This window comes from Luteimonas sp. MJ250 (genome assembly GCF_039548455.1).
Classification (GTDB): Bacteria; Pseudomonadota; Gammaproteobacteria; order Xanthomonadales; family Xanthomonadaceae; genus Luteimonas.
The window spans coordinates 237,339-262,866 of sequence record NZ_JBCLVB010000011.1; the positions used below are offsets into that span (position 1 = coordinate 237,339).

The 25,528-nt window shown below is 69.8% G+C and carries 25 protein-coding genes; 19 read left to right on the top strand and 6 right to left on the bottom strand.

What is annotated here, in order from left to right:
• Window positions 1-78 precede the first annotated feature (78 nt).
• The 9 genes from WCE37_RS07745 to rpoH all read left to right on the top strand — a co-directional run bounded on the left by WCE37_RS07745 (window position 79) and on the right by rpoH (window position 6,725).
• Complete coding sequence (locus WCE37_RS07745; protein WP_343278837.1) at window positions 79-771, top strand: ATP-binding cassette domain-containing protein; 693 nt, start codon at window positions 79-81, stop codon at window positions 769-771.
• Window positions 764-1,711 carry a permease-like cell division protein FtsX gene (gene ftsX, locus WCE37_RS07750; protein WP_343278838.1) on the top strand — a complete coding sequence of 316 codons (948 nt, stop codon included), beginning with the start codon at window positions 764-766 and terminating at the stop codon, window positions 1,709-1,711. Before WCE37_RS07745 ends, ftsX begins: the two co-directional genes overlap by 8 nt.
• Window positions 1,712-1,713: 2 nt before the next feature.
• Window positions 1,714-2,559 (top strand): response regulator, encoded by an 846-nt coding sequence (locus tag WCE37_RS07755; RefSeq protein WP_343278839.1) that lies wholly within the window; start codon window positions 1,714-1,716, stop codon window positions 2,557-2,559.
• A complete protein-coding gene (ung, locus tag WCE37_RS07760) occupies window positions 2,556-3,269 on the top strand; it encodes a uracil-DNA glycosylase (RefSeq protein WP_343278840.1) in 714 nt (237 codons plus the stop codon). Before WCE37_RS07755 ends, ung begins: the two co-directional genes overlap by 4 nt.
• Window positions 3,269-3,949, top strand: coding sequence for a hypothetical protein (locus tag WCE37_RS07765; RefSeq protein WP_343278841.1), 681 nt, complete (start codon window positions 3,269-3,271; stop codon window positions 3,947-3,949). The genes ung and WCE37_RS07765 overlap by 1 nt, the downstream gene beginning before the upstream one ends.
• A gap of 97 nt (window positions 3,950-4,046) precedes the next feature.
• Entirely contained in the window at window positions 4,047-4,562 is a 516-nt protein-coding gene (locus tag WCE37_RS07770; RefSeq protein ID WP_343278842.1) for a hypothetical protein, read from the top strand.
• A 37-nt stretch (window positions 4,563-4,599) separates the two neighbouring features.
• A complete protein-coding gene (locus WCE37_RS07775; protein ID WP_343278843.1) occupies window positions 4,600-5,118 on the top strand; it encodes a hypothetical protein in 519 nt (172 codons plus the stop codon).
• Between the two features lie 33 nt (window positions 5,119-5,151).
• Window positions 5,152-5,667 (top strand): hypothetical protein, encoded by a 516-nt coding sequence (locus WCE37_RS07780; protein ID WP_343278844.1) that lies wholly within the window; start codon window positions 5,152-5,154, stop codon window positions 5,665-5,667.
• Window positions 5,668-5,846: 179 nt separating this feature from the next.
• Complete coding sequence (gene rpoH, locus WCE37_RS07785; RefSeq protein WP_343255569.1) at window positions 5,847-6,725, top strand: RNA polymerase sigma factor RpoH; 879 nt, start codon at window positions 5,847-5,849, stop codon at window positions 6,723-6,725.
• A 93-nt stretch (window positions 6,726-6,818) separates the two neighbouring features.
• Here rpoH and zupT read toward each other — a convergent pair whose 3' ends face one another.
• The gene (gene zupT / locus WCE37_RS07790) at window positions 6,819-7,628 is read right to left on the bottom strand and encodes a zinc transporter ZupT (RefSeq protein ID WP_343278845.1); all 810 of its coding nucleotides are present in this window, start codon (window positions 7,626-7,628) and stop codon (window positions 6,819-6,821) included.
• A 167-nt stretch (window positions 7,629-7,795) separates the two neighbouring features.
• On the opposite strand from zupT, the gene WCE37_RS07795 reads away from it, so the two are divergent.
• Window positions 7,796-8,650 carry an NYN domain-containing protein gene (locus WCE37_RS07795; protein ID WP_343278846.1) on the top strand — a complete coding sequence of 285 codons (855 nt, stop codon included), beginning with the start codon at window positions 7,796-7,798 and terminating at the stop codon, window positions 8,648-8,650.
• Window positions 8,651-8,731: 81 nt separating this feature from the next.
• Here the strand turns inward: WCE37_RS07795 and WCE37_RS07800 are convergent, their stop codons facing one another.
• Window positions 8,732-10,954, bottom strand: a complete 2,223-nt coding sequence (locus tag WCE37_RS07800; RefSeq protein WP_343278847.1) for a primosomal protein N' — start codon at window positions 10,952-10,954, stop codon at window positions 8,732-8,734.
• A 440-nt stretch (window positions 10,955-11,394) separates the two neighbouring features.
• Here WCE37_RS07800 and WCE37_RS07805 point away from each other — a divergent pair, with 440 nt between their 5' ends.
• The 6 genes from WCE37_RS07805 to WCE37_RS07830 all read left to right on the top strand — a co-directional run bounded on the left by WCE37_RS07805 (window position 11,395) and on the right by WCE37_RS07830 (window position 19,595).
• Window positions 11,395-12,888, top strand: a complete 1,494-nt coding sequence (locus WCE37_RS07805; protein WP_343278848.1) for a DUF3106 domain-containing protein — start codon at window positions 11,395-11,397, stop codon at window positions 12,886-12,888.
• Window positions 12,885-14,270, top strand: coding sequence for an MATE family efflux transporter (locus tag WCE37_RS07810; RefSeq protein WP_343278849.1), 1,386 nt, complete (start codon window positions 12,885-12,887; stop codon window positions 14,268-14,270). The genes WCE37_RS07805 and WCE37_RS07810 overlap by 4 nt, the downstream gene beginning before the upstream one ends.
• 97 nt (window positions 14,271-14,367) lie before the next feature.
• A complete protein-coding gene (sppA, locus tag WCE37_RS07815; RefSeq protein ID WP_343278850.1) occupies window positions 14,368-16,260 on the top strand; it encodes a signal peptide peptidase SppA in 1,893 nt (630 codons plus the stop codon).
• 5 nt (window positions 16,261-16,265) lie between these two features.
• Entirely contained in the window at window positions 16,266-17,042 is a 777-nt protein-coding gene (locus WCE37_RS07820) for an SDR family oxidoreductase (protein ID WP_343278851.1), read from the top strand.
• A gap of 226 nt (window positions 17,043-17,268) precedes the next feature.
• The gene (locus tag WCE37_RS07825) at window positions 17,269-19,011 is read left to right on the top strand and encodes a VWA domain-containing protein (protein ID WP_343278852.1); all 1,743 of its coding nucleotides are present in this window, start codon (window positions 17,269-17,271) and stop codon (window positions 19,009-19,011) included.
• A 20-nt stretch (window positions 19,012-19,031) separates the two neighbouring features.
• A complete protein-coding gene (locus WCE37_RS07830; protein WP_343278853.1) occupies window positions 19,032-19,595 on the top strand; it encodes a hypothetical protein in 564 nt (187 codons plus the stop codon).
• A 111-nt stretch (window positions 19,596-19,706) separates the two neighbouring features.
• On the opposite strand, the gene WCE37_RS07835 is transcribed toward WCE37_RS07830, so the two are convergent.
• A complete protein-coding gene (locus tag WCE37_RS07835) occupies window positions 19,707-19,958 on the bottom strand; it encodes a hypothetical protein (protein WP_343255579.1) in 252 nt (83 codons plus the stop codon).
• Window positions 19,959-20,027: 69 nt separating this feature from the next.
• Window positions 20,028-20,756 carry a DUF72 domain-containing protein gene (locus WCE37_RS07840; RefSeq protein ID WP_343278854.1) on the bottom strand — a complete coding sequence of 243 codons (729 nt, stop codon included), beginning with the start codon at window positions 20,754-20,756 and terminating at the stop codon, window positions 20,028-20,030.
• A gap of 180 nt (window positions 20,757-20,936) precedes the next feature.
• Here WCE37_RS07840 and WCE37_RS07845 point away from each other — a divergent pair, with 180 nt between their 5' ends.
• The 3 genes from WCE37_RS07845 to WCE37_RS07855 all read left to right on the top strand — a co-directional run bounded on the left by WCE37_RS07845 (window position 20,937) and on the right by WCE37_RS07855 (window position 24,043).
• Complete coding sequence (locus WCE37_RS07845) at window positions 20,937-21,746, top strand: DNA-formamidopyrimidine glycosylase family protein (RefSeq protein WP_343278855.1); 810 nt, start codon at window positions 20,937-20,939, stop codon at window positions 21,744-21,746.
• Between the two features lie 85 nt (window positions 21,747-21,831).
• On the top strand, window positions 21,832-22,461 hold the full coding sequence (locus tag WCE37_RS07850) for a hypothetical protein (RefSeq protein WP_343278856.1): 630 nt from the start codon (window positions 21,832-21,834) through the stop codon (window positions 22,459-22,461).
• Window positions 22,462-22,489: 28 nt separating this feature from the next.
• Window positions 22,490-24,043 (top strand): XVIPCD domain-containing protein, encoded by a 1,554-nt coding sequence (locus tag WCE37_RS07855; RefSeq protein WP_343278857.1) that lies wholly within the window; start codon window positions 22,490-22,492, stop codon window positions 24,041-24,043.
• Here the strand turns inward: WCE37_RS07855 and WCE37_RS07860 are convergent.
• Window positions 24,040-24,720, bottom strand: coding sequence for a DUF4124 domain-containing protein (locus tag WCE37_RS07860; protein WP_343278858.1), 681 nt, complete (start codon window positions 24,718-24,720; stop codon window positions 24,040-24,042). The two genes, WCE37_RS07855 and WCE37_RS07860, sit on opposite strands and share 4 nt — an antisense overlap.
• Window positions 24,720-25,526: a DUF4124 domain-containing protein gene (locus WCE37_RS07865; protein WP_343278859.1), complete on the bottom strand. Its 807-nt coding sequence runs from the start codon at window positions 25,524-25,526 to the stop codon at window positions 24,720-24,722. The genes WCE37_RS07860 and WCE37_RS07865 overlap by 1 nt, the downstream gene beginning before the upstream one ends.
• Window positions 25,527-25,528: the final 2 nt, after the last annotated feature.

Here is a 25,528-nt window from a genome sequence, read left to right on the forward strand (position 1 = left end):
ACCCGACCGGATCCGCACGTCTGGCCGCAAAGCGGCCATCAAGCGATACTCGTGTCTCCACACGACGCGAGTTTTGCGATGCCGCAGGTCCTGCGCTTCGACAACGTCTGCAAGCAGTATCCAGGCGGCCACGTCGCGCTGGATGGCGTCAGCTTCGGCGTTGACGCCGGTGAAATGCTCTTCGTCACCGGGCATTCCGGCGCCGGCAAGAGCACCCTGCTCAGGCTCATCCACCTGTCCGAGCGGCCCAGCCGCGGCGCGGTGCTGTTCGGCGAGCGCAACCTGCTCAAGGTCCGCGGTGGCCGCGTCGCCCTGCACCGGCGCGAGATCGGCGTTGTGTTCCAGGACCACCGCCTGCTTGCCGACCGCAGCGTGCACGACAACGTCGCCCTGCCGCTGGTGCTGCGCGGCATGCGCCGCGGCGACGCCGGCCGGCGCGTGCGCCCGGTGCTGGAACGCCTGGGCCTGGGTGCGCGCGGCAACGCCCTGCCCGGCGAGCTGTCGGCGGGCGAACAGCAGCGCGTCGGCATCGCGCGGGCGATCGTCGCCGAGCCGCGCCTGCTGGTGGCCGACGAACCCACCGGAAACCTCGACCCCACCCTGGCCGCGGAGATCATGGCGCTGTTCGCCGCGCTGCCCGGGCAGGGCACCAGCGTACTGGTCGCAAGCCACGACCTCGGCCTGGTCAAGCGCATGAAGAAGCGCGTGCTGGTGCTCGAGCATGGCCGCCTGGCCGACGACATCGCGCCCGAGGACCTGGCCGATGAGTAAGCCGATCGCACGCGCCAGGGCTTCGACCCGTTCGCGCCCGGGTGCCTGGATCGACCACCACGCCTACAGCATCGTCGCCAGCCTCGGCCGGCTGTTGCGCAGGCCGGGCTCCACCGCGCTCACCATCGGCGTGATGGCGGTGGCGCTGGCGCTGCCGCTCGGACTCTGGCTGGTGCTTGCCAACGTCGAACGCTTTGCCGGCGACGTCCAGGCGTCGCGCCAGCTGAGCATCTTCCTCAAGCAGGACATCGCAACGGAGCGCGTGGCCGAACTGGTGGCAGAGCTCGACGCTCGCGCCGACGTCGGCGTGGTCGAGCACCGCACGCCGGCGCAGGGCCTGGAGGAGTTGCGCGAACGCAGCGGCCTGGACGAGGCCATCGACCTGCTTGGCGACAACCCGCTGCCGCATGTGCTGCTGCTGACGCCGGCCGGCGACGAAGTGCTGCTCGCCGACTCCCTGCGCACCCTGCCCGAGGCCGAGCTCGTGCAGCACGACGCCGCATGGCGGCAGCGCCTGGACGGCTGGCTGCGCTTTGGCGGCCGCGTGGCCTGGGTGCTGGCGGCGCTGCTCGGCCTGGGCGCGCTGCTGGTGGTCGGCAACACCGTGCGCCTGGACATCCAGTCGCGACGCGACGAACTCGGCGTGCTGCAGCTGCTTGGCGCAAGCGACGGCTTCATCCGCCGGCCATTCCTGTACCTGGGTGCCTGGTACGGCCTGGCCTCGGGCGCGCTGGCGCTGGGGCTGCTGATGGCCGCCGGTGCCGCCCTGCGTGCGCCGCTGGCGGAGCTTGCCGCAAGCTATGGCAGCAGCTTCGCGCTGGCGGGCTTCACGCCGCGCCAGGCACTTGCGGTCATCGCCGGTGCGACCGTGCTCGGCTGGCTTGGCGCCGGGGCGGTCACCGGGCACTTCCTTCGCCAGACCCGGCCCACGGAGACCTGACCGTGACCGTGACCGATATCCGCCATCTCGATGGCAGCAGTCCACGGATCATGGTGGTCGACGGTTCGCGCCTGGTGCGCAAGCTGATCGGCGACGTGCTGCGCGACCAGTTGCCGCAGGCCGAGGTCATATCCTGCGCCGGCCTGGCCGAAGCCCATGCCGCGCTGGCGGCCGCGCCCATCGATCTCGCCACCACCTCGCTGGTCCTTCCCGACGGGCACGGCCAGCAGCTGGCCATGGCCGTGCGAGCCGCGGCCGGCCAGCGCTACGTGCCGGTGATCGTGGTCTCGGGCAACGCCCAGGAGCACCTCGAGGGCCGGCGCTTCAGCGACGACATCACCGATTACTTCGACAAGTCCCACGGCCATCGCGCGCTGGCCGAATTCATCCGCGGCTACGTGCAGCCGGCGCCGATCCCCGGCGCCCGCGTGCTGTACGTCGAAGACAGCCGCACCGTGGCGCTTGCGACCACGCGCATGCTCAAGGCGCAGCAGATGGAGGTGGTGCACCTGACCAGCGTCGAAGCCGCGCTGGAGTTCCTGCACGAGCGCATCGCGGCCGGCGAGGCGCCGGGCATCGACCTCGTGCTGACCGATGTCTACCTCAAGGGCGAGCTCGACGGCGGCCACCTGGTGCAGGCGATCCGCGGCGAATTCGGCTGGTCCAAGCGCCGGCTGCCGGTGCTGGTGATGACCGGCGATGCCAATGCCGAAAACCAGGCCGCGCTGCTGCGCGATGGCGCCAACGACCTCGTGCTCAAGCCGATCGAGGAGCGGCTGCTGGTGACCAAGGCGCTGTTCCAGCTGCGGCTTTCACGCCTGCCCGAAACCGCGGTGGCCGACGGATGAGCGAAGCGGCAGGCCGCGTTCGCCTGGAGTCATCCTGGAAGGCGCGGGTAGGCGACTGGTTCGAGCGCGATGACATGCTGGCGCTGTCGGCCTTCCTGCGCGAGCGCCAGGCCGCCGGCGTGCGGATCTTTCCTCCTGGTCCGGACATCTTCGCCGCCTTCGACGCCACGCCTTTCGACGACGTGCGGGTGGTCGTGCTCGGCCAGGATCCCTATCACGGAGCCGGCCAGGCACATGGCCTGTGTTTCTCCGTCCGTCCGGGCGTGCGCGTGCCGCCGTCGCTGGACAACATCTACAAGGAGATCCAGCGCGACCTCGGCATGACCCGCCCCGACCATGGCTGCCTGCTGCCTTGGGCACGCCGCGGCGTGCTGCTGCTCAATGCCGTGCTGACGGTCGAAGAAGGATGCCCGGGCTCGCACCAGCGCAAAGGCTGGGAAGGCTTCACCGACCACGTGGTCGATGTGCTCAACCGCGAGCGCGACGGCCTGGTGTTCATGCTCTGGGGCGCGTATGCGCAGGCGAAGGGCAAGGTGATCGACGCCAACCGGCACCGCGTGCTGCGCAGCACGCACCCGTCGCCACTGTCCGCGCACCGCGGCTTCCTGGGCTGCGGGCACTTCTCCGCGACCAACGCGTACCTCACCCACAGCGGCGGCGCGGCGCTGGACTGGTCGCTGCCGCCGAGGGCGGAGCTGGAGGCGATGTGATGGACATGCCGCTGCTGGTGTCCCTGCACCTTCCCAAGACCGCCGGGACCAGCTTTGCCGAAACCCTGCGCGCGGCCAATGGCGACGGCTATCGCGATGACTATGCCGACCTGCCCATGCAGTACGGCGCGCTGCGCAGGCGCAAGCACGCCTTGCGTGGCGGCCTGGCGCTGCGCGGAGGCGTCCCGGTCGATGCGACCTGCATCCATGGGCATTTCCTGGCCTTGAAATACCGCATCGCGCTGGGCCGGCGGCCGGCGCGCTGGATCACCTGGATGCGCGATCCCGTGCAGCGCCTGGCCTCGCATTACGCGTTCTGGCGCCGCGACTACGACGGCGACGACCCCGCCCAGCCGCTGCGCAACCGGATGCTGCGCGAACAGTGGACGTTCGAACGCTTCGCGCTTGGGCCGGAGATGCGCAACGTCTACCGGCAGTACCTGTGGGGCTTCGACCCCGAGCGTTTCGATTTCATCGGCATCACCGAGCACTACCATGCCGACCTCGAGCGCCTCGCGCAGCGCCTGGGCTGGGAGGCGGTGGACGCCGCCGAACTGGTGAACCCGGAGTGCGGGGAGTCTGGTTACGACATCGATCCGCAGCTGCAGGCCCGCATCGAACGCCACCACGCCGGCGATGTCGCCCTGTACCGCTGGGCGCTGGCGCGACGCGGCGCCTGAAGCGCCGCCTACGATGGCGGGAGCAGCGCGCTTTCCTCGATAGGAGTGGTCAGGGCCGCCGGTTGGCGCGTCCGCAACCCGAGAGGAGACCCGTTCCATGCTCACTTCCACGATGCCGCCCCTGTTGGCGGCCAGCTGTGTCCTGGCCTTGGCCGCCGGACTGCACGTGCCCGATGCCGAGGCCGCCGCCCAGCGCTCCCGCTATACCCGTCCCAGCGGGATCTGCGAGGCGCCGCTGCCCGTCTACGACGCCCACCTGCGCAAGGCGCCGCTGAGGGTCGACAACGTCGGCAACCTGCCCGTCTTCGTCAACTGCGCGATGCCGAGCGATCCGGTGGGCGACGTCGGCGAGGCCTGGGTCGAAATCCACTTCGCGTCCACGGCCGCGGCAAGTGCCACCGTGAATTGCACCGTGGTCACCGGCAGCGCCGACCTGCCGGTGTACGACGTGCGCTCGCGCTCGATTGCGCCGGGCAGCAGGACCTGGTTCACCTGGAGCGGCCTCGACAAGCAGAGCGCGGACGGCCTGTTCGCCTTCATGTGTTCACTGGCGCCGGGGGTCCAGATGACCAAGGTCTACGCCAGCGAAGAAGACAGCGCCGGCGGTATCTGACATGTCCAGCCTTCCTTCCGCATCCCGGAGCACATCCATGATCGATCGCCGCTTCCCGCGTGCCCTGGCTTCGGCCGGCCTGTGCGTGTTCGTCTCCCTCCTCCTGCAGCCCGTCGACGCGTCCGCGGCGACCACGCGCACCATCAATGTTTCAGCCACCGGCATTTGCGATGCGCCGCTGCCGCACTTCAACGTCAACCTGCGCAGGCGGCCGGTCGCGGTCCAGAACCAGGGCGCCCAGCCGGTTTTCGTCTCCTGCACGCTGGCCACCGACGATTACGGCCAGTCCACTACGGGCGCCGTGCGGGTCACGTTCAAGAGCAGCGGCGACGCCGCCAGCGTCAGCTGCACCATGGTGTCCGGGACGCGCGACGCGCAGGTGTTCTACGTGGGTGCGGAGCAGGCGATCCCCGCCGGTGGCCGCGCCAGCGTCGCCTGGCAGCAGATCAACAAGTGGAGCACCTCCGGGACCTATTCCTTCAACTGCCACCTGCCCCCCGGCGTGGCCATGGAAACCGTCACCTACACCCAGACCGATTCCGCGGGCCGGCTCTGAGCCGTCCCAGCCATGGAGAACCGATTCATGCCCATGTCCTTCCCTTGCCGCATGTCCGCCGCCGCCAGCTGTGCCCTGGGGCTTTTCGCAATGCTGCACGCGCCTGCAGCCAGCGCCGCCACCGAGCGCGTGCAGCGCGTCAGTGCCACGGCGGTGTGCGAGGCGCCGCTGCCGGTCTTCGACACCACGCTTCGCAAGCGCCCGATCGGCATCACCAACCAGGGTGGCCCGTCGGTCTTCGTATCGTGCTCGCTGCCTGCCGACTCTGCGGCTCCTCCCGGCGGCGCGTCGGTGAGCGCGCGCTTTGCGATGATCGGCGAGGCGCCGCCGGTCACGGTCCAATGCCAGCTGGTGGCAGGGACCGCCGACGCCCCGACGTACACCGCAGGCAGCATCGTGGTGCCGGCCGCCGGGAGCGCCTGGCTGACCTGGAACGGCGTCGACAAGGGGACGGCCAGCGCGACCCTCAACTTCAGCTGCCACCTGCCGTCCGGCGTCGACCTGAGCACCATCATGTACAGGGAGGTGGATGCGGCCGGAGGCCTTTGATGGCCGGCGCGCCCTGGGCCGCACCGGACCGGGGCGCGCTCCCGCGGCTTCCTCCTGGCTGCAATTGGAGTTCTGCGCGCGGCGAGTCGTGATTTAATCGGTTTATTGTTCTATCTGTAGGATGAATGAACTTTCCCATCGTTTAGCAGTCTTAACAGACCACTGCTAAAATCGCTGCCATGACTGCAACCGCCCCCAGCTATCCGCTCGTTCCCAACAACCTGCCGATTCCCAGCGCGCTCGGCTCGCTGGACGCGTACATCGGTGCGGTGCACCAGATCCCCATCCTCACGGTTGAAGACGAACAGGCGCTTGCCCGTCGCTTCCACGATGAGGAAGACCTCGGTGCCGCCCGTGACCTGGTGATGTCGCACCTGCGCTTCGTGGTCCACGTGGCCCGCGGCTACAACGGCTACGGCCTGCCGCTGGGCGACCTGATCCAGGAGGGCAACATCGGCCTGATGAAGGCGGTGAAGCGCTTCGACCCGGATGTCGGCGTGCGCCTGGTCTCGTTCGCGGTGCACTGGATCCGCGCCGAGATGCACGAGTACATCATCAAGAACTGGCGCATCGTCAAGGTCGCCACCACCAAGGCGCAGCGCAAGCTGTTCTTCAATCTGCGCCGCAGCAAGAAGCGCCTGGGCTGGCTCAACGCCGCCGAGGTCAGCGCGGTGGCCAAGGACCTCAACGTCTCCGAGCGCGAGGTGCTGGAGATGGAGTCGCGCCTGTCCGGGCGCGACATCGGCTTCGACATGTCCGCCGACGAGGATGACGAGCGCGCGCCGCCGGCGCCGGCCGCCTACCTGATGTCGCGCGACGAGGATCCTTCGCAGGCCTACGAGCGCGAAGACAGCCAGTCCAGCCAGCTCGAACTGCTGCGCGAGGGCATGTCGCGCCTGGACGAGCGCTCGCGCGACATCGTCAAGCGCCGCTGGCTGGACGCCGACAACAAGGTCACCCTGCAGGAGCTGGCCGACGAGTACGGCGTGTCCGCCGAGCGCATCCGCCAGGTCGAGGCCAACGCGCTGAAGAAGATGAAGGCGCTGTTCGCGGCCTGATCGCGGCGCGGATCGCCCGTGGAAAGCCCGGCGCAGGCCGGGCTTTTTCGTTCCGCCGCGCTTATCCGCTGCGACCCTGGTGCAGGGCGTCGCTCACCACTTGAACAGCACCAGGCTCACCGCCAGCACGGCCATGCCGCTCACCAGCCCGTACACGGTCTCGTGGCCCTTCGCGTAGCGCTTGGCCGCCGGCAACAGCTCGTCCAGCGCCAGGAACACCATCACCCCGGCGATAATCCCGAACACGCTGCCGAACACCGCGTCCGACAGCCAGGGCCGCAGCAGCGCATAGCCGATGATCGCGCCCAGCGGCTCGGCCAGACCCGAGAGCAGGCAGGCGCCGAAGGCATAGCCCTTGCTGTTGGTGGCGAAGTAGACCGGCACCGCGATCGCGATGCCTTCGGGCACGTTGTGGATGGCGATGGCGAAGGCCAGCGGCATGCCCACGCCCGGGTTCTCCAGCGTGGCGAAGAAAGTCGCAAGGCCTTCCGGGAAGTTGTGCACCGTGATCGCAAGCGCGGTCAGCAGGCCGACGCGCTTGATGTAGGCGGCGTTGTGCTCGCGGAAGAAAGGGTCGTCGGCTTCCAGCCGCTCGTGCGGGTTCGGCACCAGGCGGTCGACCAGCATGATCAGGCCGACGCCGGCGAGGAAGGCCATGGTGCCGAAGCTGAAGCCCAGGCGCTCGCCATAGCCCTGGCTGAAGGAGTCGATCGACTTGTTGAGGATCTCCGACAGCGACACGTAGACCATCGCGCCGCCGGCGAAAGCCAGGCCGAACGCGAGCAGTCGCGCATTGGGCCGAGCCTGCGCGAAGACCAGCAGGCCACCGACGCCGGTGGCGAGGCCCGCCGCGGTGGTCACCGCCAGCGCGACGAGCAGGTTTGCGGTGGCGACTTCGATCATGCGTGGAGGCTCCTGCCCGGGTCGATGGCAGCGACGGGCCAGCCGCCGGCGGTGGAGTGGTGGGCGTGCCAAGGTAGCCCAGGGCCTGCGCATGCGGGAAGGGCGGTGCGCCGGTTGCTATTGTGCGCGCATCCCGCCGCTCCGGCGCCCGTCGAGGATCCTCCCGCATGTCCGACCGTGAAAAACGCATCGCGCTGCTGATCGACGCCGACAACGCGCCGGCGTCGAAGATCGAAGTGATCCTCGCCGAGATCGCGCGCCACGGCGTGGCCAACGTGCGCCGCGCCTACGGCAACTGGAAGAGCCAGCACCTGGTGGGCTGGGAGAAGTGCCTGCATACCTGGGCCATCCGCCCGATCCAGCAGTTCGCCTACACCACCGGCAAGAACGCCTCGGACATGGCGATGGTGATCGACGCCATGGACCTGCTGTACGCGGGCAACCTCGACGGCTTCGCGATCGTCTCGTCCGACGCCGACTTCACCCCGCTGGTGATGCGACTGCGCAACGACGGCGTGGCGGTGTACGGTTTCGGGCAGGAGAAGACGCCGGAGCCGTTCGTGCGGGCGTGTTCGACCTTCCTGTACCTGGAGAAGCTTGGCGAGCCCGAGGACGACGGCGGTTCCGACGCAAGCCGGGCGCCCTCGACGCTGCAGCTCCAGGAGGACGCCGACCTGGTGCGCCTGCTGCGCGGCGCGGTCGACGCGACCCAGGGCGAGGACGGCTGGTCGAAGCTCGGCGCGGTCGGCAGCCACATCGGCAACCAGGGCTCGTTCGACTCGCGCAACCACGGCTACCGCAAGCTCAGCGACCTGATCGAGGCGATCGGCCTGTTCGAAGTGCGCCGCCAGGGGCAGGTGATCGAGGTGCGCAGCCGCAGCGCGCGCGGGCGCAAACAGACAGCGACCAGCGCGGCCTCCGCGCCCGAGGCGGCGAAAAACACCGGCGCGGCCAAGGTGCCCGTAGCCAAGGCCCCCGCGGCCAAAGCCCCCAGGCGCGCCAAGACCCCACCCAAACCCTGACCTGCCAGACCGCCTTCATGGGGCTGCGGATGGAGCAGCCTCTCCCACACACGGCGGATCCCACGGGGAAGAGGTCGCGTTTCAATACAGGTCGGTGGGGTCCACGTCGAGCGACCAGCGTACGCGGCGTGCTTCCGGCAGCGCGTGCAAGGCCGCGACCACGGCATCGAGCAGCGCGTGCAGCGCCGGTCGCCCGGGCGATGACAACAGCAGCTGGGCGCGGTGCATGCCGGCGCGACGCGGCATCGGCGCCGGGATCGGGCCGATGACCTGCAGCGTTCGCGCCTGCGCAGGCGGCAGCGCATTGCGCGCTTGCTGGAAGGCTTCAGCCGCCCCCTGCAGGAACGCCTCCGGCAAGCCCGCCTGCTGGGCTTCGGCGCGCAGCAGCGCCATGTGCGCAAACGGCGGGAAGCCGGCGGCGGCGCGCTGCGCAAGTTCGGCGTCGGCGAATGCGCGATAGCCGCCGTTGACCAGCACCTCCAGCAGCGGATGCTCGGGATGGTGGGTCTGCAGCAGCACCTCGCCCGGGCGCTCGGCGCGGCCGGCGCGGCCCGACACCTGGATCAGCAGCTGGGCCAGCTTCTCGCTGGCGCGGAAGTCGGCCGAGAACAGGCCCTCGTCGATGCCGACCACGCACACCAGCACCAGCTTCGGCAGGTCGTGGCCCTTGGCCAGCATCTGTGTGCCGACGAGGATCCCGGGACCGTCCTCGAGCTTCGCCAGTTCGCGCGCCAGGCCGTCGCGGCGGCGGGTGCTGGCGCTGTCGATGCGCAGCACCGGAACGTCGCCGAAGCGCGCGGCCAGCAGTTCTTCGATGCGTTCGGTGCCCACGCCCTGCGGCTGCAGCGCCAAGCCCGCGCAGTCGGGACAGGCCATCGGCACCGGCCGCCGTGAACCGCAGTGGTGGCACTGCAGCCGGCGGCCGCCAGCGTGCACGGTCATCGGGATCGCACGCTCGGGCGTGCTGCAGCGCGAACATGCCGCGCTCCAGCCGCAGTCGTGGCAGAGCAGCACCGGCGCGTAGCCGCGGCGGTTCTTGAACACCAGCACCTGTCCCCCGGCGTCGAGAGCGCGGCGGGTCGCGGCCAGGAGTTCGTCCGACAGCCCGGCGTGCAGCGGCCGCTTGCGCACGTCATGCACGCGCACGCGCGGCGGCCTGGCTTCGCCTGCGCGCTGGCGCAGCTGCAGGTGGGCATGGCGGCCGGCGCGCGCGTTGTGCAGGGTTTCAAGCGACGGCGTCGCGCTGCCCAGCAGCACCGGGATGTCCAGCGCCTTGCCGCGCACCAGGGCCACGTCGCGGGCGTGGTAGCGGATGCCGTCCTGCTGCTTGTAGCTGCCGTCGTGCTCTTCGTCGACCACGATCAGCCCGGCCTGGGGCAGGGGCGCGAAGACGGCCGAGCGCGTGCCCACGATCACCTGCGCCTCGCCGCGCCATGCGGCCGCCCAGGCGTGCGCGCGTTCGCCGTCGGAAAGTCCCGAATGCAAGGCATGCACCGGTACCCCCAGCCGCGCCCGGAAGCGCGCCAGCATCTGCGGCGTCAGGCCGATCTCCGGCACCAGCACCAGCGCCTGCCGGCCGTGGGCCAGGCAGCGCTCGGCGATGGCCTGCAGGTAGACCTCGGTCTTGCCGCTGCCGGTCACGCCCTCGAGCAGCACCGAGGCGAAGCCCTGGACGGCGCGCAGCGACTCCAGGGCGGCGGCCTGCTCCGCATTGGGCGCGTGGGCGGGTCCGCCCGTGGCTGGTGCCGCCGGCCCGGTGATGGCCACCCGCTCAAGCAGCCCGCGGGCCTCCAGGCTGCGCGCCGCCGTGCGCCAGCCTTCGATGGCGTCATCCAGCATGTCTTCGGCGACCACGCCGTCGCGCAGCGCTTCGGCCAGCCGCCGCGGGCGTGCACCGCGCTTCAGGTCCCCGATCGCCGTGGCGCCGGCTGCCGTCAGCGCCCGGCCCCAGACGACGGTGTCCGGGAGTGGGCCTCCACGGCGCAGCGCCGCCGGCAGTGCGGTGGCCAGGACTTCGCCCAGGGGCGCGTGCAGGTAGCGGGCCAGCCATTGGCCAGTGGCCAGCAGCTCGCCATGGAACAGCGGGCCGGGATCAAGCCAGGCCAGCGCCTCCCGCAGCGCCGGCGCGTTCGCTGCGGCCGGGCCCGCGGCAGCCACCACGCCCACGAGTTCGCGCGGGCCGAAGGGGACGCGAACGCGCCTGCCGACATCATCCGGGGAGGCGTTTGTGGCACCGGGAGCGAGGTAGTCGAACAGCCGCGGCATCGGCAGCGGCAGGGCGACGCGCAGGACGTTGGCGGGCATCGCGGCAGTCTAGCGAGTCGTCCCCGCGGCACCCATGCCGGTTGCGAGCCAATGTTGCCTTGCAAACTACGATTAGGCTGCAAGTACCGGAACCTCAAAGGAATTTTGTTTATCCACACAAGCTGTGGATAAGTCTGTGCATGGTCCATGCGCCGGGACCCCCAAACCGCGTGGGAACAACGTTCAGGCAGCGTTGGCTAAAAAAGCACCATTGCCTGAAAAGCGAGTGGATACAGTCACTTGGCCGTGAAACATGACTGTCGCAATGCTCCACGTTGCCGTGAAGGTTCCGTCAATGACATTTGCGTGACCGCTGTGAACAACCTTCGGCAGCGGGAAACGGCCGAGTGCCCGCGGTGGAGCGCAAACTGTGCGCGCCGTCAAGGGCCGGCCACGGCCGCTGCCACCGCTATGATGGCGCCCTCCACGCGCCCGACCCCATGACCCCACCACGCCCGCCCGACCCCGCCGACCTCGCCGCACCCACTGCGCTGCGCGCGTTCCTGCGCGGTGTCGAACGCCGCGGCCATGCGTTCGCATGGCTGCTTGCGGGTTCCCGCGCGGCCGGCGACGACGCCTTGGCCTGGGCGCTGGAGCGGTTCGCGCGCGAGGCGGGGCGGACGCCGTTCGGGGAATGGCCGCGCCGCTTCTGGTCGCTGCTGCTGGCAGCACCGGCGATGCGCCGGCCGCCGCCGGACCCACACTGGGAGCCCGACTTCGAATGGCTGTCGCGGATTGGCCACGGTCCGCGCGCGGCCCTGCTGCTGCGCCTGGTCGCAGGGCTGGCCGAGTCCGACGCTGCGACCGTCCTCGGCATCGCGCGACCGACCTATCGCCTGGGGTTGCAGCGCGCGCTGCCCCGCGACGCCGATGGCAACGCCGATGTCGACGCTTGGCAAGCGCTGGGCCGAGCCGTGCAGGACCTGCTGCGGGCACAGCCGCACGTGCAGCCGGCCCCGTCGACGCGATCGGCTGCGGCAGCGCGCGCGGCGCCCGGCCCTGGCGATGGCGCGCCGACGCGCGCTCCCGCTGGCCGGGGCGTTCGCACGACGCTGTGGCTGGTGGCGGCCGCCACCGTGCTGGGCCTGGTCGCGACCTTCGTTCGCTTCGATGGACTTCCCGCGGGCCTGGCCCAAGCGCCGGACGGCATTCTGGTGGAAGCACTCCCCGCGGCCGAAGCGCCGGCCGGTCGCTACCCCGAACAGGACGCGCTCGCGCTGCACCCGGACCTGGCCCTGCTGCTGGATGCCGGCGAAGCCGACGCGGCCGCCGCCGATCCCGCGTTCCACGCCTGGCTGCTGGCCGAGGGTGAGGCCGATGCGGACCCCGTTGCAGGTGCCGACGCGGGAGCCAGTGCCATCGCCACCGACCCGCCTTCGGTCCCCGCCGCGGCGGCGATCCGGATTCCTGCGGAGCGACCCGCGGCCCCGGCGGAAGAACGCCTGGATGCACTCGACCCCACGGCCCTTGCGCAGCTGGCGCAGCGCCGTGATCGCTGGGACGCACTGCCGCACGAACAGCGCGGTGAGCGCCGCGAGCGCTGGCTGGCCTGGCGCGACCTCTCCGTCGCGGAGCGCCAGTCGCTGCGCGGCGCCGCAGCGCAGCACGCCCTGCGCACGCCGGACGAGCAGGCCGCCCTGCGCGCTCGCTTCGACGCCCTCGACGCCAGCGACCGCCACGGCTGGCTGCTGGGGCCGGACCTTGGCGCCGACTACCCCCAGCTGCATCCGCTGATCGCCCAGGTGCCGCTGGATGCGCGCACCGCGTTGGTGGAGGCCCTGCGCGGCCTCGACCCGCAGGCGCGAGACGACCTCGTCGTGCTTGCCGTGCGTACCCCCCCGCAGGAGCGCGCCGAGCTGCGCATCGAACTGCTCGCAACGCCGCCGGCCCAGCGCAGCCGCTGGCTGCGGCGCAGGGTGGCACCGGTCCAATGAACTCCGTCCCGGACAGGGTGCGCGAGACCCCTGTCCCGGGCTTCGCGGGCGAGGTGCGCACCACCGCCATGCTCGCCCTGCCGCTGGTGGCAGGGCACCTTTCGACCGGGCTGATCGGCTTCGTCGACAGCGTGATCGCCGGTCGCCACGGCACCGCCACCCTGGCCGCGGTGTCGGTGGGCACGGCCGTGTTCTGGCTGCCGATGATGGTGCCGATGGGCACGCTGATGGCGCTGCCGCCCTCGGTGTCGCAGCTCAACGGTTCCGGTCGCCGCGACGCCATCGCGCCGCTGTTCCGGCAGTCGCTGTGGCTGGCGCTGGCGCTTGGCGTGCTGCTGTTCGCCTTCCTCAGCCTTGCACCGCTGGCGCTGGCGCCGATGGGCATCGCCGAAGACATCCAGCCGGGTGCACGCGACTTCCTGCACGGCATCCGCTGGGGCGTGCCGGCGCTGACCCTGTATTTCGCGATGCGCTACCTGAGCGACGGCCTGCACTGGACGCTGCCGACCATGCTGCTCGGCTTCGGCGGCCTGCTGCTGCTGGTGCCGCTGGGCTATGTATTCGCTTTTGGCGCCTTCGGCGTGCCGGAGATGGGCGCTGGCGGCCTGGGCCTGGCGTCGGCGGTGATGATGTGGGCGCAGGCGGCCGCGTTCGCCGTCTACCTTGCGCGTGCGAAGCGCTTCGCCTCGCTGGGCCTGTTCGCGCACTTCGACCCGCCGCGCCGGGAACCGATCAGCGACCTGCTGCGCACCGGCCTGCCGATCGGGGTGACGGTGGCGATGGAGGGCGGGCTGTTCATCGTCACCGCGCTGCTGATCGGCCGGCTTGGGCAGTTCGAGGCCGCGGCCCACCAGGTTGCGATGAACGTCGCCAGCCTGTGTTTCATGATCCCCTTTGGCGTGGCCGAAGCCACCACGGTGCGCGTGGGTCATGCCCTGGGCACCGGCGGCGGTCGCGAGGGCGTGCGCAGGACGATGCTGGCCGGGCTGGCCCTGGTGCTGGGCACCCAGGCGCTGTCGGCGCTGGTGCTGGTGCTCGGCCACGACGCGATCGCCGCGGTCTACACCGCCGACGAAGCGGTGGCGGGGCTGGCCGCGTCGCTGCTGCTGTTCGCGGCGGCGTTCCAGTTCCCCGATGGCGTCCAGGTGCTGTCCGCCGGCGCGCTGCGCGGGCTGAAGGACACGCGCGTGCCGATGCTGCTGGCGGCCTTCGCCTACTGGGGCGTGGGCATGGTGATTGGCGCCGGACTCGGGCTGGGGCTGGGCATGGGCCCACGCGGCATGTGGATCGGTCTGATCGCCGGGCTGTCGGTCGCCGCCGTGCTGATGGCCGGGCGCTTCCTGTGCAGCAGCGGCCGGCTGCCCCCGCGGAACCCTGGCTGACGGCGCCCGGCCGCGGAAGCACAGTGACCGATGGCGGATGACGCCGCCCGCCGCCAGCGGCGATACTGGCCGCATTGCCTTTTCCCGGTTGTCCGCCATGTCAGCACTGCCCCCGACCGCGCCGCGTCGACGCGGCCCCATCGCCCGCGTGATCGTGGGTGCCTGGGACGCGCTCAATTTCACCCGTCGCCTGGTGTTCAACCTGCTGTTCCTGCTGCTGGTGCTGCTCGTGCTGGCGGCGATCTTCAGCGCCGAGCGGGCCAAGCCGCTGCTTGATCGCACCACCCTTGTGATCGCGCCCGAAGGTGCCCTGGTCGAGCAGTTCAGCGTCGACCCGGTCAGCCGTGCGTTCGGCAAGATGACCGGCCAGGACACGCCCGAGGTCCGCCTGCGCGACCTGCTGCGCGTGATCGAGAAGGCCGCCGAAGACGAGCGCATCGAGCGCGTGCTGCTGCGCACCGATCGCATGGCGTTCTCCGGCTACGCATCGATGCGCGAACTCGCCAACGCCATCGGGACGCTGCGCGAGGCCGGCAAGGAGGTCGTCGCCTACGGTGACTACTTCGGCCAGGCGCAGTACCTGCTGGCCGCGCAGGCCGACGAGGTCTACATGGATCCCTACGGCGGCCTGGTGCTCGAGGGCCTGGGACGCTATCGCCAGTACTACCGCGAAGGCCTCCAGGACAAGCTCGGCGTCGACATCCACCTGTTCAAGGTCGGCGAATTCAAGTCCGCGGCCGAACCCTACATCCTCGACCAGGCCTCGCCCGAGGCCAAGGAAGCCGACCTGTACTGGATGAACGACATCTGGCAGCGCTTCATGGGCGACATCGCGACCGCGCGCGGGATCGATCCCGCGGCGCTGGCGGCCGGCATCGACGACCTGCCGCAGGGCGTGCAGGCCGCCGGTGGCGACTTGGCGAAGCTGGCACTGGACACCAGGCTGGTCGATGGCCTGAAGACGCTGGAAGAGGTGCAGCAGCTGCTCGCCGAGCGCGGCGAAACCGACGAAGACAACGACAGCGGCGTGCGCGAGATCGCCTACGACGCCTACCTCAAGCACGTCACCAGCCCGATGGCGGCGACCGACGCACGGCCGCAGGTCGCGGTGGTGGTCGCCGAGGGCGCGATCATGGGCGGCAAGCAGAACCCGGGCAGCGTCGGCGGCGAGTCCACCTCGGCCCTGCTGCGCGCGGCGCGCGATGACGACAAGGTCAAGGCCGTGGTGCTGCGCGTGGACTCCCCCGGCGGCGAGGTCTTCGCCTCCGAGCAGATCCGCCGCGAAGTGGTCGCGCTGAAGCAGGCCGGCAAGCCGGTCGTGGTGTCGATGGGCGACATGGCCGCGTCCGGCGGCTACTGGATCAGCATGGACGCCGACGCGATCTACGCCGACCCGTCCACCATCACCGGCTCGATCGGCATCTTCGGCATGTTCCCGACCATCCCGCGCACGCTCGAGAAGATCGGCGTGCGCACCGACGGCGTCGGCACCACCCGCTTCGCCGGCGCCTTCGATCCCACACGCCCGCTGCAGCCCGAGGTGGGCACGGTGATCCAGAGCGTGATCGACAAGGGCTATCGCGACTTCATCGGCAAGGTGGCGACCGCGCGCGAGCGCAGCGTGGAACAGATCGACACCGTGGCCCGCGGCCGCGTGTGGAGCGGCGCACAGGCGAAGGAGCGCGGCCTGGTCGACGAGTTCGGCGGCCTGCGCGACGCGCTGGCCAACGCCGCCTCGCGCGCCGAGCTGGGTGAGGACGGCTGGGGCGTGAGCTACATCGAGAAGCCGATGACGCCGTTCGAGAACTTCGTCGCCGGCATGGCCGAAAGCCGCGTCGGCGCCAGCGTGATGGCCCGCAGCGGCCTGGCCCAGAGCCTGCTGGCCAGGGTGGCTCCAGACCTCGTCGCCGAGCTGCGCTTCATCGAACAGGTGATGGCGCGCGGCGGCCACCCGGTGAAGGCCGTGGCCCACTGCTTCTGCATGCCGTGAGCAACATGGACCGGTCGCGCTGGCGCCTCGATGGACAGCTGGCCCTGGTCACCGGCGGCAGCGCCGGCATCGGCCGTGCGATCGCTTCAGAACTGCTCGGCTTCGGTGCGCGCGTGCTGATCGCAGCGCGCGACGGCGACGCGCTCGAGGCCACGCGCGAGGAGCTGCTCGAGGAGCACCCCGAAGGCGACGTGCGCGGGCTGATCGCCGACGTCGCCGACGACGAACAGCGTCGCGAACTGCTGGACTGGGTCGAGGACCAGGGCGAGGGCCTCAACATCCTCGTCAACAACGCCGGCGGCAACCTGGCCAAATCCTCGATCGACTACACCGAAGACGAGTGGCGCGAGATTTTCGAGGTCAACCTGTTCAGCGCCTTTGAACTCAGCCGCTATGCCTATCCGCTGCTGACGCAGCACGCGGTGAGCAGCATCGTGAACGTGGGCAGCGTCTCCGGCGCCGTCCATGTCCGCACCGGCGCGCCCTACGGCATGAGCAAGGCCGCGCTGCACCAGATGACCCGCAACCTCGCCTGCGAATGGGCCGAGGACGGCGTGCGCGTGAACAGCGTCGCGCCCTGGTACATCCGCACCCGCCGCACCTCGCCGGCGCTGGCCGATCCGGATTACCTCGACGACGTGCTGCTGCGCACGCCGATGGGGCGCATCGGTGAACCCGAGGAAGTGGCCGCCGCGGTGGCCTTCCTGTGCCTGCCGGCGTCGTCCTACGTCACCGGTGAATGCATCGCGGTGGACGGCGGATTCCTGCGCTACGGGTTCTAGTTCGGCAGCAGGCCCCGGAATGCCGCGGCGTTTGCGGTCGCGTGCCCGCGCGCGGTGCTGTCGAACACGACCCTGGCCGCCAGCCCTGCCCGGCTGCGGCCGGATGTCCGCTTTACGTAACCGGCATCGTGTACTGCTGGATGCGCCGCCATGCCTGCCGGTCACGCGCAGGCATGTTCCGCCCATGGCGGGGTGTCGTCCATCAAACGAAAGACAGGGAACCAGCATGCTTCGACACCTGACGCTCGCACTCATCGTCGGCCTGGCCGCTCCTCTGGCCAGTGCCCAGGCCCGGCAAACCGCGGCCAGCGACACCATCCTGGTGTTCGATGCCTCCGGTTCGATGTGGGGACAGATCGATGGCGTGCCCAAGATCACCATCGCCCGCGACGTCGTGCAGAGCCTGTTGAACGACCTGCCGCCAGAGCGGCGCCTGGGGCTGGTGGTCTATGGACATAACCGGAAGGGCGACTGCGGCGACATCCAGACCCTGGTTCCGGTGGGCACCGACCGTGCTGCGATCGGCAAGGCCATTGCCAGCGTCAATCCGGTCGGCATGACCCCGATGACCGCGGCCGTCGAGCACGCGGCGGAGGTACTGAAATCCACCGAGAACCAGGCCACGGTGATCCTCGTTTCCGACGGCCAGGAGACCTGCCACAAGGATCCCTGCCAGGCCGCCGCCAATCTGGAGAAGATGGGCATCGGGCTTACCGTGCACACCGTGGGTTTCGGCCTGGGCGCGGAAGAAGCGGGCGCGAAGGGTGAGCTCAGCTGCATTGCAGAGGCCACTGGCGGCCGCTTCTTCCTTGCCGACGATGCCGACGAGCTGCGCGCAGCGCTCGATCAGATCAGTGCCGCGCAGGTCGCGCCCGCCGCCAAGCCGGCGCCGGCAGCCGAACCGGCACCCGTCGCAACCGTGGAAATCAGCCTGTCGGCGACCGATCAGGAGAAGGGACCGACCATCCGACAGGGCCTGACGTGGACCGTCCGCCATGGTGCGACCGGCGAGATCCTCCACGAGCAAGCCGAAGCCGGCGCCATCAAGGTGAAGCTGCCCCGCGGCGTGCATGACGTCACCGTGCAGCGCGCATCCGACGGTGCGAGCGCGGAAGGCCAGATCACCGGTTCCAGCCTGACGCTGCCGATCATCGTCGCGCTGGACGCCAGCATCGACGCGCCAGCGACAGGGGCGGCCGGCGCCACGGTGCGCGTGGCCTGGACCGGCCCCGACCAGCCCGGCGACTACATTTCGGTGGCCAGGCCCGACGCAGCGGGTGGGGCATACGAGAACTACGCCTACACGAGGAAAGGAAACCCCCTGCAGCTGCTGTTGCCGAAGGACCCGGGCACCTATGAGGTGCGCTATGTCCTCGACAGCGGACGCAAGGTGCTGGTGCGTGAAACGATAGCGGTCACCGATATCACGGCGAGCGTGGAGGTTCCCGCGACTGCGGAAGCAGGCTCCACGCTGACCATGGCCTGGACCGGTCCGGATTATTCCGCCGACTTCATTTCGGTGGCCAAGCCCGAGGCGCGCGGCGGTTCCTACGAAAACTACACATATACCCGCGATGGAAACCCGCTGCGGCTGCTGATGCCGGCGGATGCCGGGGCCTATGAGGTGCGCTATATCCAGGCCCAGGGACACAAAGTGCTGGCGCGGGAAGCGATCACCATCACCGCGGTCGCGGCGAGTCTCCAGGAGATCCCCTCGACCGCCACGGCCGGTTCGAGGATCACCGTGGCTTGGACCGGCCCCGACTATTCCGGCGACTTCATCACCGTGGCCAAGCCGGCTGCGGCTGGCGGCTCATACGAGAGCTACACCTACACCCGCGAGGGAAGTCCGTTGCAGCTGCGGATGCCGGCGACGGCGGGCACCTATGAAGTGCGCTATGTGCAGAAGCAGAAAGCAACGGTACTTGCGCGCGAGACGATCAAAGTAACGCCTGGAGAGAACCCCTGATGGAGACCGGAATGAAACACATGCATCCGAACCCTACGGCTGCGCGCCGCCGCTTCGGGCGCGCGCTGGCTGCGGCGGGCATTTGCGGCCTGCTCGTTGCCTGCGGCGCGGCACCGGCCGATGACGCCGCCGCCGGTTCTCCCGACGGCACTGCGCCGGCGGCGACCGTGGCGGCCGCACCCGGCCCAGCAGCGGGGCCCGGTTTCCAGGCCACCGTGACCGGCGATCACGCGTTGACGCTGGACGGTGTGAATGCCATGGCCGGTGCCAGGTATGGTCGCTACCACCTCAGTTTCTCCGGCCAGCCTGGCGGCGGGTCCGGCCCGGTCGTGATCTCGCTTGCGCGCGGTGACACCGCGTCCCCAGCGCCCGGAACCTACGCGCTTGGTGACGAGGGCGAATTCGACGGCAACATCGAGATCCATCCTGGTCCGGTCGATTACGCCATCGAGGACGGCGAGCTGGTGGTTTCCGCTGCCTCGGGCGACGAGTTGACGGGTCGCTACGCGTTCTCGGCGCGGGAGCGCGCGGGCACCGCCTCGGTCACGGTCGAGGGCAGCTTCCGGACCCGTGCAGCGGACTGAACGGCGATGCTGGGTGCGCCTTGGCCTTCGCTGCGATGTCTGCGTCTACCACGTCTGGGGTTGGCCCCCCAGCCCGTGGCGGGTGCGTTGTGCACGTAAGGAGACGTCAACTCAGCGCATGGGCTCCGGCGCGGGCTGCGGGCTGGGCTCGCGCACGGGCTCCGGTTCCGGATGGTCGGGCTCGCGCAGCGGCGGCGGTGCGGTAGGGTCGACGGGGCGGTCGGGAACGGGATCGATGGGCTGGTCGGGTATGGGGTCCCGCGGCTGGTTGGGAACGGGATCGTGCGGCTGGTTGGGGATCGGATCACGGGCGGGATGCGGGATCTGGCCGGGGATTTCCTGCGGGGTGGGGTCGGTGGTCATGCGGGTGCTCCAGGGAGTGCGCTTGAACCTAGCGTTGGCGGGATTGGATCGGCGTGAATCCGACGGCGCTCAGCCCCGCAGCAGCTCCTGGAAGTCCGCGGCGTTAGGCGTCGCGTGTCCGTGCGCGGTGTTGTCGAACACCACCCAGGCTTCGCCGCCCGGCGGCAAGGTCGATGTCACGCGTGCGGCCAGCGAGGCCAGGGCGTCGGCGTCGTAGGCGCCGTAGTACGTGCGTGGCGAACCGTGCCAGCGCCAGTAGCGCAGCGCGGGGTCGCCACCGGGTTCGGCAGCGCCCGCGACCGGCGCGGGATCGGCGGCGACGCGTGCGATGCGGTGGCGCTGCCACAGGGCGTCGATCTTTGGCCCGAACCAGCTGGCGTGGCGTGGCTCGCAGGCGACACCGCCCGCCCAGCGCCGGCGCAGGGCGGCGAAGAAGGCGTGGGCGACACGCGCGTCGTGCGGCAGGCCCGGTGGCAGCTGCATGAGCAGGCAGCCGAGCTTGTCGCCGAGGCCGCCGGCCTGTTCGAGAAAGGCATCCAGCAGCGGCATCGTCGCGTGCAGGCGGTGCTCGTGCGTGATCGTCTTCGGCAGCTTGACCGAGAAGCGGAACCCATCGGGCACGCTGGCTGCCCAACGGACATAGGTCGTTTGGCGGTGGGGACGGTGGAAGGAGGAGTTGATCTCGACCGCGCTGAAACGCGTCGCGTAGCGCGCGAGCACGCTGTCGCCGGCGCCGAACAGATCGCGGTGCTGGCTTGCGATGGACCAGCCGGCGATGGCGGTTCGGACCGGAGGCATGACAGGTGGGCGCGACATGGGGCGACGGGCGACGTGGGGGCTTCGACGGGTGATGTGTCATCGATAGCAGTTGCGCGGGCCGGGGCCCGTGAACGTGCTGCGCCATCCGCGCTGCTTGCGCGCCGGCCGTCGCGCGCCGCCCTTGATCCCGGCCTCACCGCCCGCGGTGATACTCCCGCCATGCCCGAAGGCCCGTCCATCGTCATCCTGCGCGAGGAAGCCGCGCGCTTCGCCGGCCGCAAGGTGCTGCGGGTGTCCGGCAACAGCACGCAGGACATCGCCCGCATGCACAACCGCAAGGTCCTGGCCGTGCGCAGCTGGGGCAAGCACTTCCTGCTCGAGTTCGCCGGCTTCAGCCTGCGCATCCACTTCCTGCTGTTCGGCAGCTACCGCATCAACGAGGGCAAGGACACGCCGCCGCGGCTGTCCCTGGGTTTCAGCAAGGGCGAAGCGCTGAACTTCTATGCCTGCTCGGTGCGCTTCATCGAAGGCGACCTCGATGAAAGCTACGACTGGAGCGCTGACGTGATGTCCGATGACTGGGACGCTGCGGCCGCTCGGCGCAAGCTGCGGGCGCGGCCGGACGCACTGGCCGCCGACGTGTTGCTCGACCAGGACGTGTTCGCGGGGGTAGGCAACATCATCAAGAACGAGGTGCTGCACCGGATCCGCGTGCATCCGGAAAGCCGTATCGGTGCGCTGCCGCCGCGCAAGCTGTCGGAGCTGGTGGCGCAGGCGCGCGAGTACAGCTTCGACTTCCTCCGCTGGAAGAAGGACTTCGTGCTGAGGAAGCACTGGCAGGTGCATGCGAAGACCGCTTGTCCCCGCGACGGCACGCCGCTGAGCTATCGCAAGCACCTGGGGCAGGCGCAGCGGCGGGCGTTCTGGTGTGACACCTGCCAGCGGCTGTACGCGGCGGAGGGGCTGGAGCAGCCACGGCCCAGGCCGCTTGCCGGAAGGCCAGCGGCGCCCCGGCGGGGAAAGGGATAACCCGACCCCATTCCCGGCCGCACGCGCTTGCATGCCGCAACGGGCAGGTGTTACATCCGTTGGACACCGTGCAAGGAAGCGCCCGATGAGACGATGCCGCCCCGCCGCGCCCGCCGCCGTGCTCGCCATGGCCCTGGCCGCGCCCCTCCTGCTGCAGGGATGCCAGACCAACATGAGCAACGACGCATCTGCCGACGCGCAAAGAGATGAAGCCGCGGCTTCCGGCGAGCTGTATTCACCGTGGCCGTTGAAGTTCAAGAAACACAATCTGGGCATCCATTGTTTCGATACCTATGGATGCAAGGTGGTGTACGACGGGCGGGTGCAGGCCATGGATGATCCGGAAGTGCTGCAGCGGTCGTCGGCGAGTCTTGGGGCGGATTACAGGAGGAATTGGCTGGGGGGGCGATTGGGCTTCCGAAACTTCCCACCGCCGGCGAAAGTCAGCTGGAGATCGAAGGACGGTGTTGCGCACGAAACATCGATCGATTTTGGCGAGATATTCAAGGACCAGTTGGTGCGCCATAACGTGCCGCGGAAAAAAATTCCTTCGTTCGCCACTTTCAGAAATCCAGACATTTTCCTGGAGGTAAACGATCGAACGATCAGGGTCTACATGCTTGCTTCTATACCGCTGAAGGAGCCGCGCATTCCCGGCAATCGCTTCAGCACCATGGAGCGCGATTTGATCCTCGCTCATACGGAATCGTTCTAGCACCGCGAGACCGAAGGAGCTGGATGCCATGGGTGGCAAGAAATCAGGCGGCATAAGTACGCGGCCAGCAGGCGCGGAGGACTTGAGTTTCTTTGACGCCGCAGAGATGAACGTGGCACAGATGCGGGTGCCCATCCTGTACAGCCATGATGACGCGGGTAGCCATTTATACGTCGCCAGTTTCGACGGTACCGGACATGACGTTCGCCGCGTGGGCGAAGCAGCCACAAACGTGGGTGCGATCCACCGTCAGGTGGAAGAGCTGATGAAGCTCGGTGAGGGTCGCATCGCGGGTGGTTACGTCCCCGGTCCGGGTACACAACCAAACCCATTGGTGCGAATTGCGGACGGCCTTATCGCCTTCAGTTACAGCGAGCGCATAACCGTGATGTATAGGGAGTTCGCAGACCAAGCTCACCGCTGGCTCGAGCAGAGCCCAGGCGCCGAAATCCACATTGCGTCCATCGGCTACAGTCGCGGCGCCACCTTGATTCCCGGTTTCGCGCGACTCGTCGAGCAATACGGCATCCTCGACCCCACCGGCCTCAGCTTCCACAAGGACGCGAACGGCGAACTCGTCGCCACCAGCCCGAGACCCCCGCTGGTGCCACCCGGTCAAACCGCACACGCGGTTGCCCTGTTCGATCCAGTGTCCACCAGCCTGCCGAAAAACTACGATCTGCGCCTGCCATCGTCGGTGATCTCGGGCTATTCGCTGCTGGCCGCCGATGAACGGCGGCGGCTGTTTTCGCACACCACGATGATCGGCGACGGCGTCACGCCGGACGGGCGTTTCGGTCGCAGCACTGTTGCGGGCTCGCACTCCGACGTGGGCGGCGGCTATCGTGCGAACGGACTTGAGATCCGCTCCGGCAACGTGATGGTCGGCTATCTCAACGCGCTGATGGATCGCCCGCTGCTTTCTACGCGCGAGGTCCCGGCCGATCCGACCATGAGCGTGATCCATCGCTCCGAGCAGGCCATGTTCGGGCTGTTCGCCATCGGGGCCTCGGAGCCTGGCGAACGCTACGTGCGCGAGCGCCTCTGCGTGGTGGTCGATCCCTGCACCGACGCGATGTCGCGTGACGAGGCGCTCGCGGCGCGCTTCGAATACCGATCGCCATCCTTCATGCCCATGCCGACTGCGGATGCCGCGATTTCACCGCTTCACGATCCGAAACATCGCGGCCATGCGCTGTTCCGGCAGGCGCTGGATGGAGTGCACGCGCTCGATGCGCGACTGGGGCGGGAGCCTGACGCGGGCAGCGAGCGCCTGGCCGCTGCGCTGGCGGCGACGGCCGCCCGCGAGGGGCTGCGGAGCATCGACCACGTTGTCGCTGGCGACAGCGGCCGCCGGATTTTCGCGGTGCAGGGCGTCCTGCACGATCCGGCGCAACGGCGGGCGTGGGTGGATACGGTGCCGGCGCTGGCGCAGTCGCTGGCTGAGAGCGCACGTCAGCTGGAAAGCCCGCGCCCGGAGCTTTCGGGCATTTCGGTGGGAGGCTTGAGCCCGGAACCTCTGGCAGTGTCGCGCCGCGATCTCGCGCCGCAGTACCAGGCGCCCGCGCTCGTCCCGCACTAGCGCGTGGCCGGCAGTCCGCAGGTGGTATCGCCGAGGATCGTCGCCACGCGTGCGAACTCTTCCTGCAGCGGCGCCTTGGCGTCGCCGCGGGCGTAGCGCCAGCCTGATTCGATCTCGCGCCCGCGCTGGCGCCAGCCGTCGCAGGCCTCGCCGTCGGGAATGCGTTCGCAGCGATCGTACTGCCATTCGCAGGCGGCGCCGGCGGCGAGGCCGGGATCGCCGTTGATGCCGACGGTCTGCATCGCGACGCAGCGCGGCTGTGGCTCGGATGATTCGCTGACGTAGCGGTCGTTGCCGGGAGTGTGGCAACGGTAAATCGGCGGCGGAGGCAGTCGGTCGGCGTCGGCGATGCGTGCCGGCGGCGGTGCGTCGGGCCGTTCCGCAGCTGGCACGGGTTCCGCGGCGGCCGGGGTCGGGTCGGCTGCCGCGGGCGGCTGTGGCAGCGGCACGTAGACCGGCATCGGCGGTGGCGGCTCCACCACCGTGCGCTCCTGCCTGCTGCCGGCAGGGCAGGGCTCGTCGTTCTGCACGGTGAGCGCGCCGCTGGCGTCGGTGCAGCGGTAGATCACGACCTGCGGCGCGGCCGCCGCAGAGGTCATGGCGATCGCGGCGATGGCGATGACGATCAGCGTCGCAAGGCCTGGGCGGCCCACGCAGCGTGGGGTGGATCGATACATCAATACGTCCTGCAGTCGCGGTCGATGCGGGCGTTGAGGCCACGCTCCTCGACGCGCAGGATATCGCGCTCGCGCTGCTGGGCATTGAAGAAGCGGGTGCGGATAGCGTCGCGGCGGTCGGCCAGGCGGGCGCAGGTCTCGGCCACCGGCAGCACGTGGCATTCGTCGCGCTCCCACGTGCCGGCGCCACCCGGCCAGCCGTGGCCGCCATGTGGCGGACGCGGACGTGAGCCGAGGCTGCCGGGATTCGGGCGCGGCGGGTCGGGCGGAATGCTGATGCGGCTGATCGGCGGTGCGCTCAGACCGTTGCCGGCGGAAACGGTCGGGCCGCGGCTGCCGATGTCGCCGCGACCGTGGCCACCGGTGTCACCGTGGCCGCCATGACCGGGACGACCGCGAGGCCCGGCACCGATGCCTACGGGATATCCCGTCGTCCACAGCGGCACCCAGCGCGGCTCGCCGTCGCCGCTGTCGCTCTGGTAGACGCTGCCGTCCGGGCGTACGCACTCGTACAGAGGCTGCGGCGGCTGTGCGACCACGTATTGCACGGTTGGCGGCGAAGCCGCTTCGGGCGCGCGCGGGGCGTCCGGCACCGGCGACGGCTCGCCGTCCACCGGGCGCACCATGCTGCGTACGTCCTGTTGCGTCCCGTCGACGCAGGGCACGTTTCCGATGACCACATGGCCGCCGGCATCGGTGCAGCGATAGATGGTGACGTCGTCCTGGGCCGGCAGCGGCGCGATGGCCAGCACGGCCAGCGCAAAAAGAATGGCGGACACGGCGGCAGTGGAGCGGATCCGGATCATGG

Bases quoted from the DNA above. Each gene is read 5' to 3' on its own strand.
- WCE37_RS07775 (WP_343278843.1), top strand. From the start codon at position 4,600: ATGATCGATCGCCGCTTCCCGCGTGCCCTGGCTTCGGCCGGCCTGTGC.
- WCE37_RS07820 (WP_343278851.1), top strand. From the start codon at position 16,266: ATGGACCGGTCGCGCTGGCGCCTCGATGGACAGCTGGCCCTGGTCACC.
- WCE37_RS07825 (WP_343278852.1), top strand. From the start codon at position 17,269: ATGCTTCGACACCTGACGCTCGCACTCATCGTCGGCCTGGCCGCTCCT.
- WCE37_RS07855 (WP_343278857.1), top strand. From the start codon at position 22,490: ATGGGTGGCAAGAAATCAGGCGGCATAAGTACGCGGCCAGCAGGCGCG.
- sppA (WP_343278850.1), top strand. From the start codon at position 14,368: ATGTCAGCACTGCCCCCGACCGCGCCGCGTCGACGCGGCCCCATCGCC.
- WCE37_RS07780 (WP_343278844.1), top strand. From the start codon at position 5,152: ATGTCCTTCCCTTGCCGCATGTCCGCCGCCGCCAGCTGTGCCCTGGGG.
- WCE37_RS07850 (WP_343278856.1), top strand. From the start codon at position 21,832: ATGAGACGATGCCGCCCCGCCGCGCCCGCCGCCGTGCTCGCCATGGCC.
- WCE37_RS07860 (WP_343278858.1), bottom strand. From the start codon at position 24,720: ATGTATCGATCCACCCCACGCTGCGTGGGCCGCCCAGGCCTTGCGACG.
- WCE37_RS07765 (WP_343278841.1), top strand. From the start codon at position 3,269: ATGGACATGCCGCTGCTGGTGTCCCTGCACCTTCCCAAGACCGCCGGG.
- WCE37_RS07830 (WP_343278853.1), top strand. From the start codon at position 19,032: ATGCATCCGAACCCTACGGCTGCGCGCCGCCGCTTCGGGCGCGCGCTG.
- WCE37_RS07810 (WP_343278849.1), top strand. From the start codon at position 12,885: ATGAACTCCGTCCCGGACAGGGTGCGCGAGACCCCTGTCCCGGGCTTC.
- WCE37_RS07865 (WP_343278859.1), bottom strand. From the start codon at position 25,526: ATGATCCGGATCCGCTCCACTGCCGCCGTGTCCGCCATTCTTTTTGCG.
- WCE37_RS07845 (WP_343278855.1), top strand. From the start codon at position 20,937: ATGCCCGAAGGCCCGTCCATCGTCATCCTGCGCGAGGAAGCCGCGCGC.
- WCE37_RS07835 (WP_343255579.1), bottom strand. From the start codon at position 19,958: ATGACCACCGACCCCACCCCGCAGGAAATCCCCGGCCAGATCCCGCAT.
- WCE37_RS07800 (WP_343278847.1), bottom strand. From the start codon at position 10,954: ATGCCCGCCAACGTCCTGCGCGTCGCCCTGCCGCTGCCGATGCCGCGG.
- WCE37_RS07840 (WP_343278854.1), bottom strand. From the start codon at position 20,756: ATGCCTCCGGTCCGAACCGCCATCGCCGGCTGGTCCATCGCAAGCCAG.
- WCE37_RS07795 (WP_343278846.1), top strand. From the start codon at position 7,796: ATGTCCGACCGTGAAAAACGCATCGCGCTGCTGATCGACGCCGACAAC.
- ung (WP_343278840.1), top strand. From the start codon at position 2,556: ATGAGCGAAGCGGCAGGCCGCGTTCGCCTGGAGTCATCCTGGAAGGCG.
- WCE37_RS07770 (WP_343278842.1), top strand. From the start codon at position 4,047: ATGCTCACTTCCACGATGCCGCCCCTGTTGGCGGCCAGCTGTGTCCTG.
- ftsX (WP_343278838.1), top strand. From the start codon at position 764: ATGAGTAAGCCGATCGCACGCGCCAGGGCTTCGACCCGTTCGCGCCCG.
- WCE37_RS07805 (WP_343278848.1), top strand. From the start codon at position 11,395: ATGACCCCACCACGCCCGCCCGACCCCGCCGACCTCGCCGCACCCACT.
- rpoH (WP_343255569.1), top strand. From the start codon at position 5,847: ATGACTGCAACCGCCCCCAGCTATCCGCTCGTTCCCAACAACCTGCCG.
- zupT (WP_343278845.1), bottom strand. From the start codon at position 7,628: ATGATCGAAGTCGCCACCGCAAACCTGCTCGTCGCGCTGGCGGTGACC.
- WCE37_RS07745 (WP_343278837.1), top strand. From the start codon at position 79: ATGCCGCAGGTCCTGCGCTTCGACAACGTCTGCAAGCAGTATCCAGGC.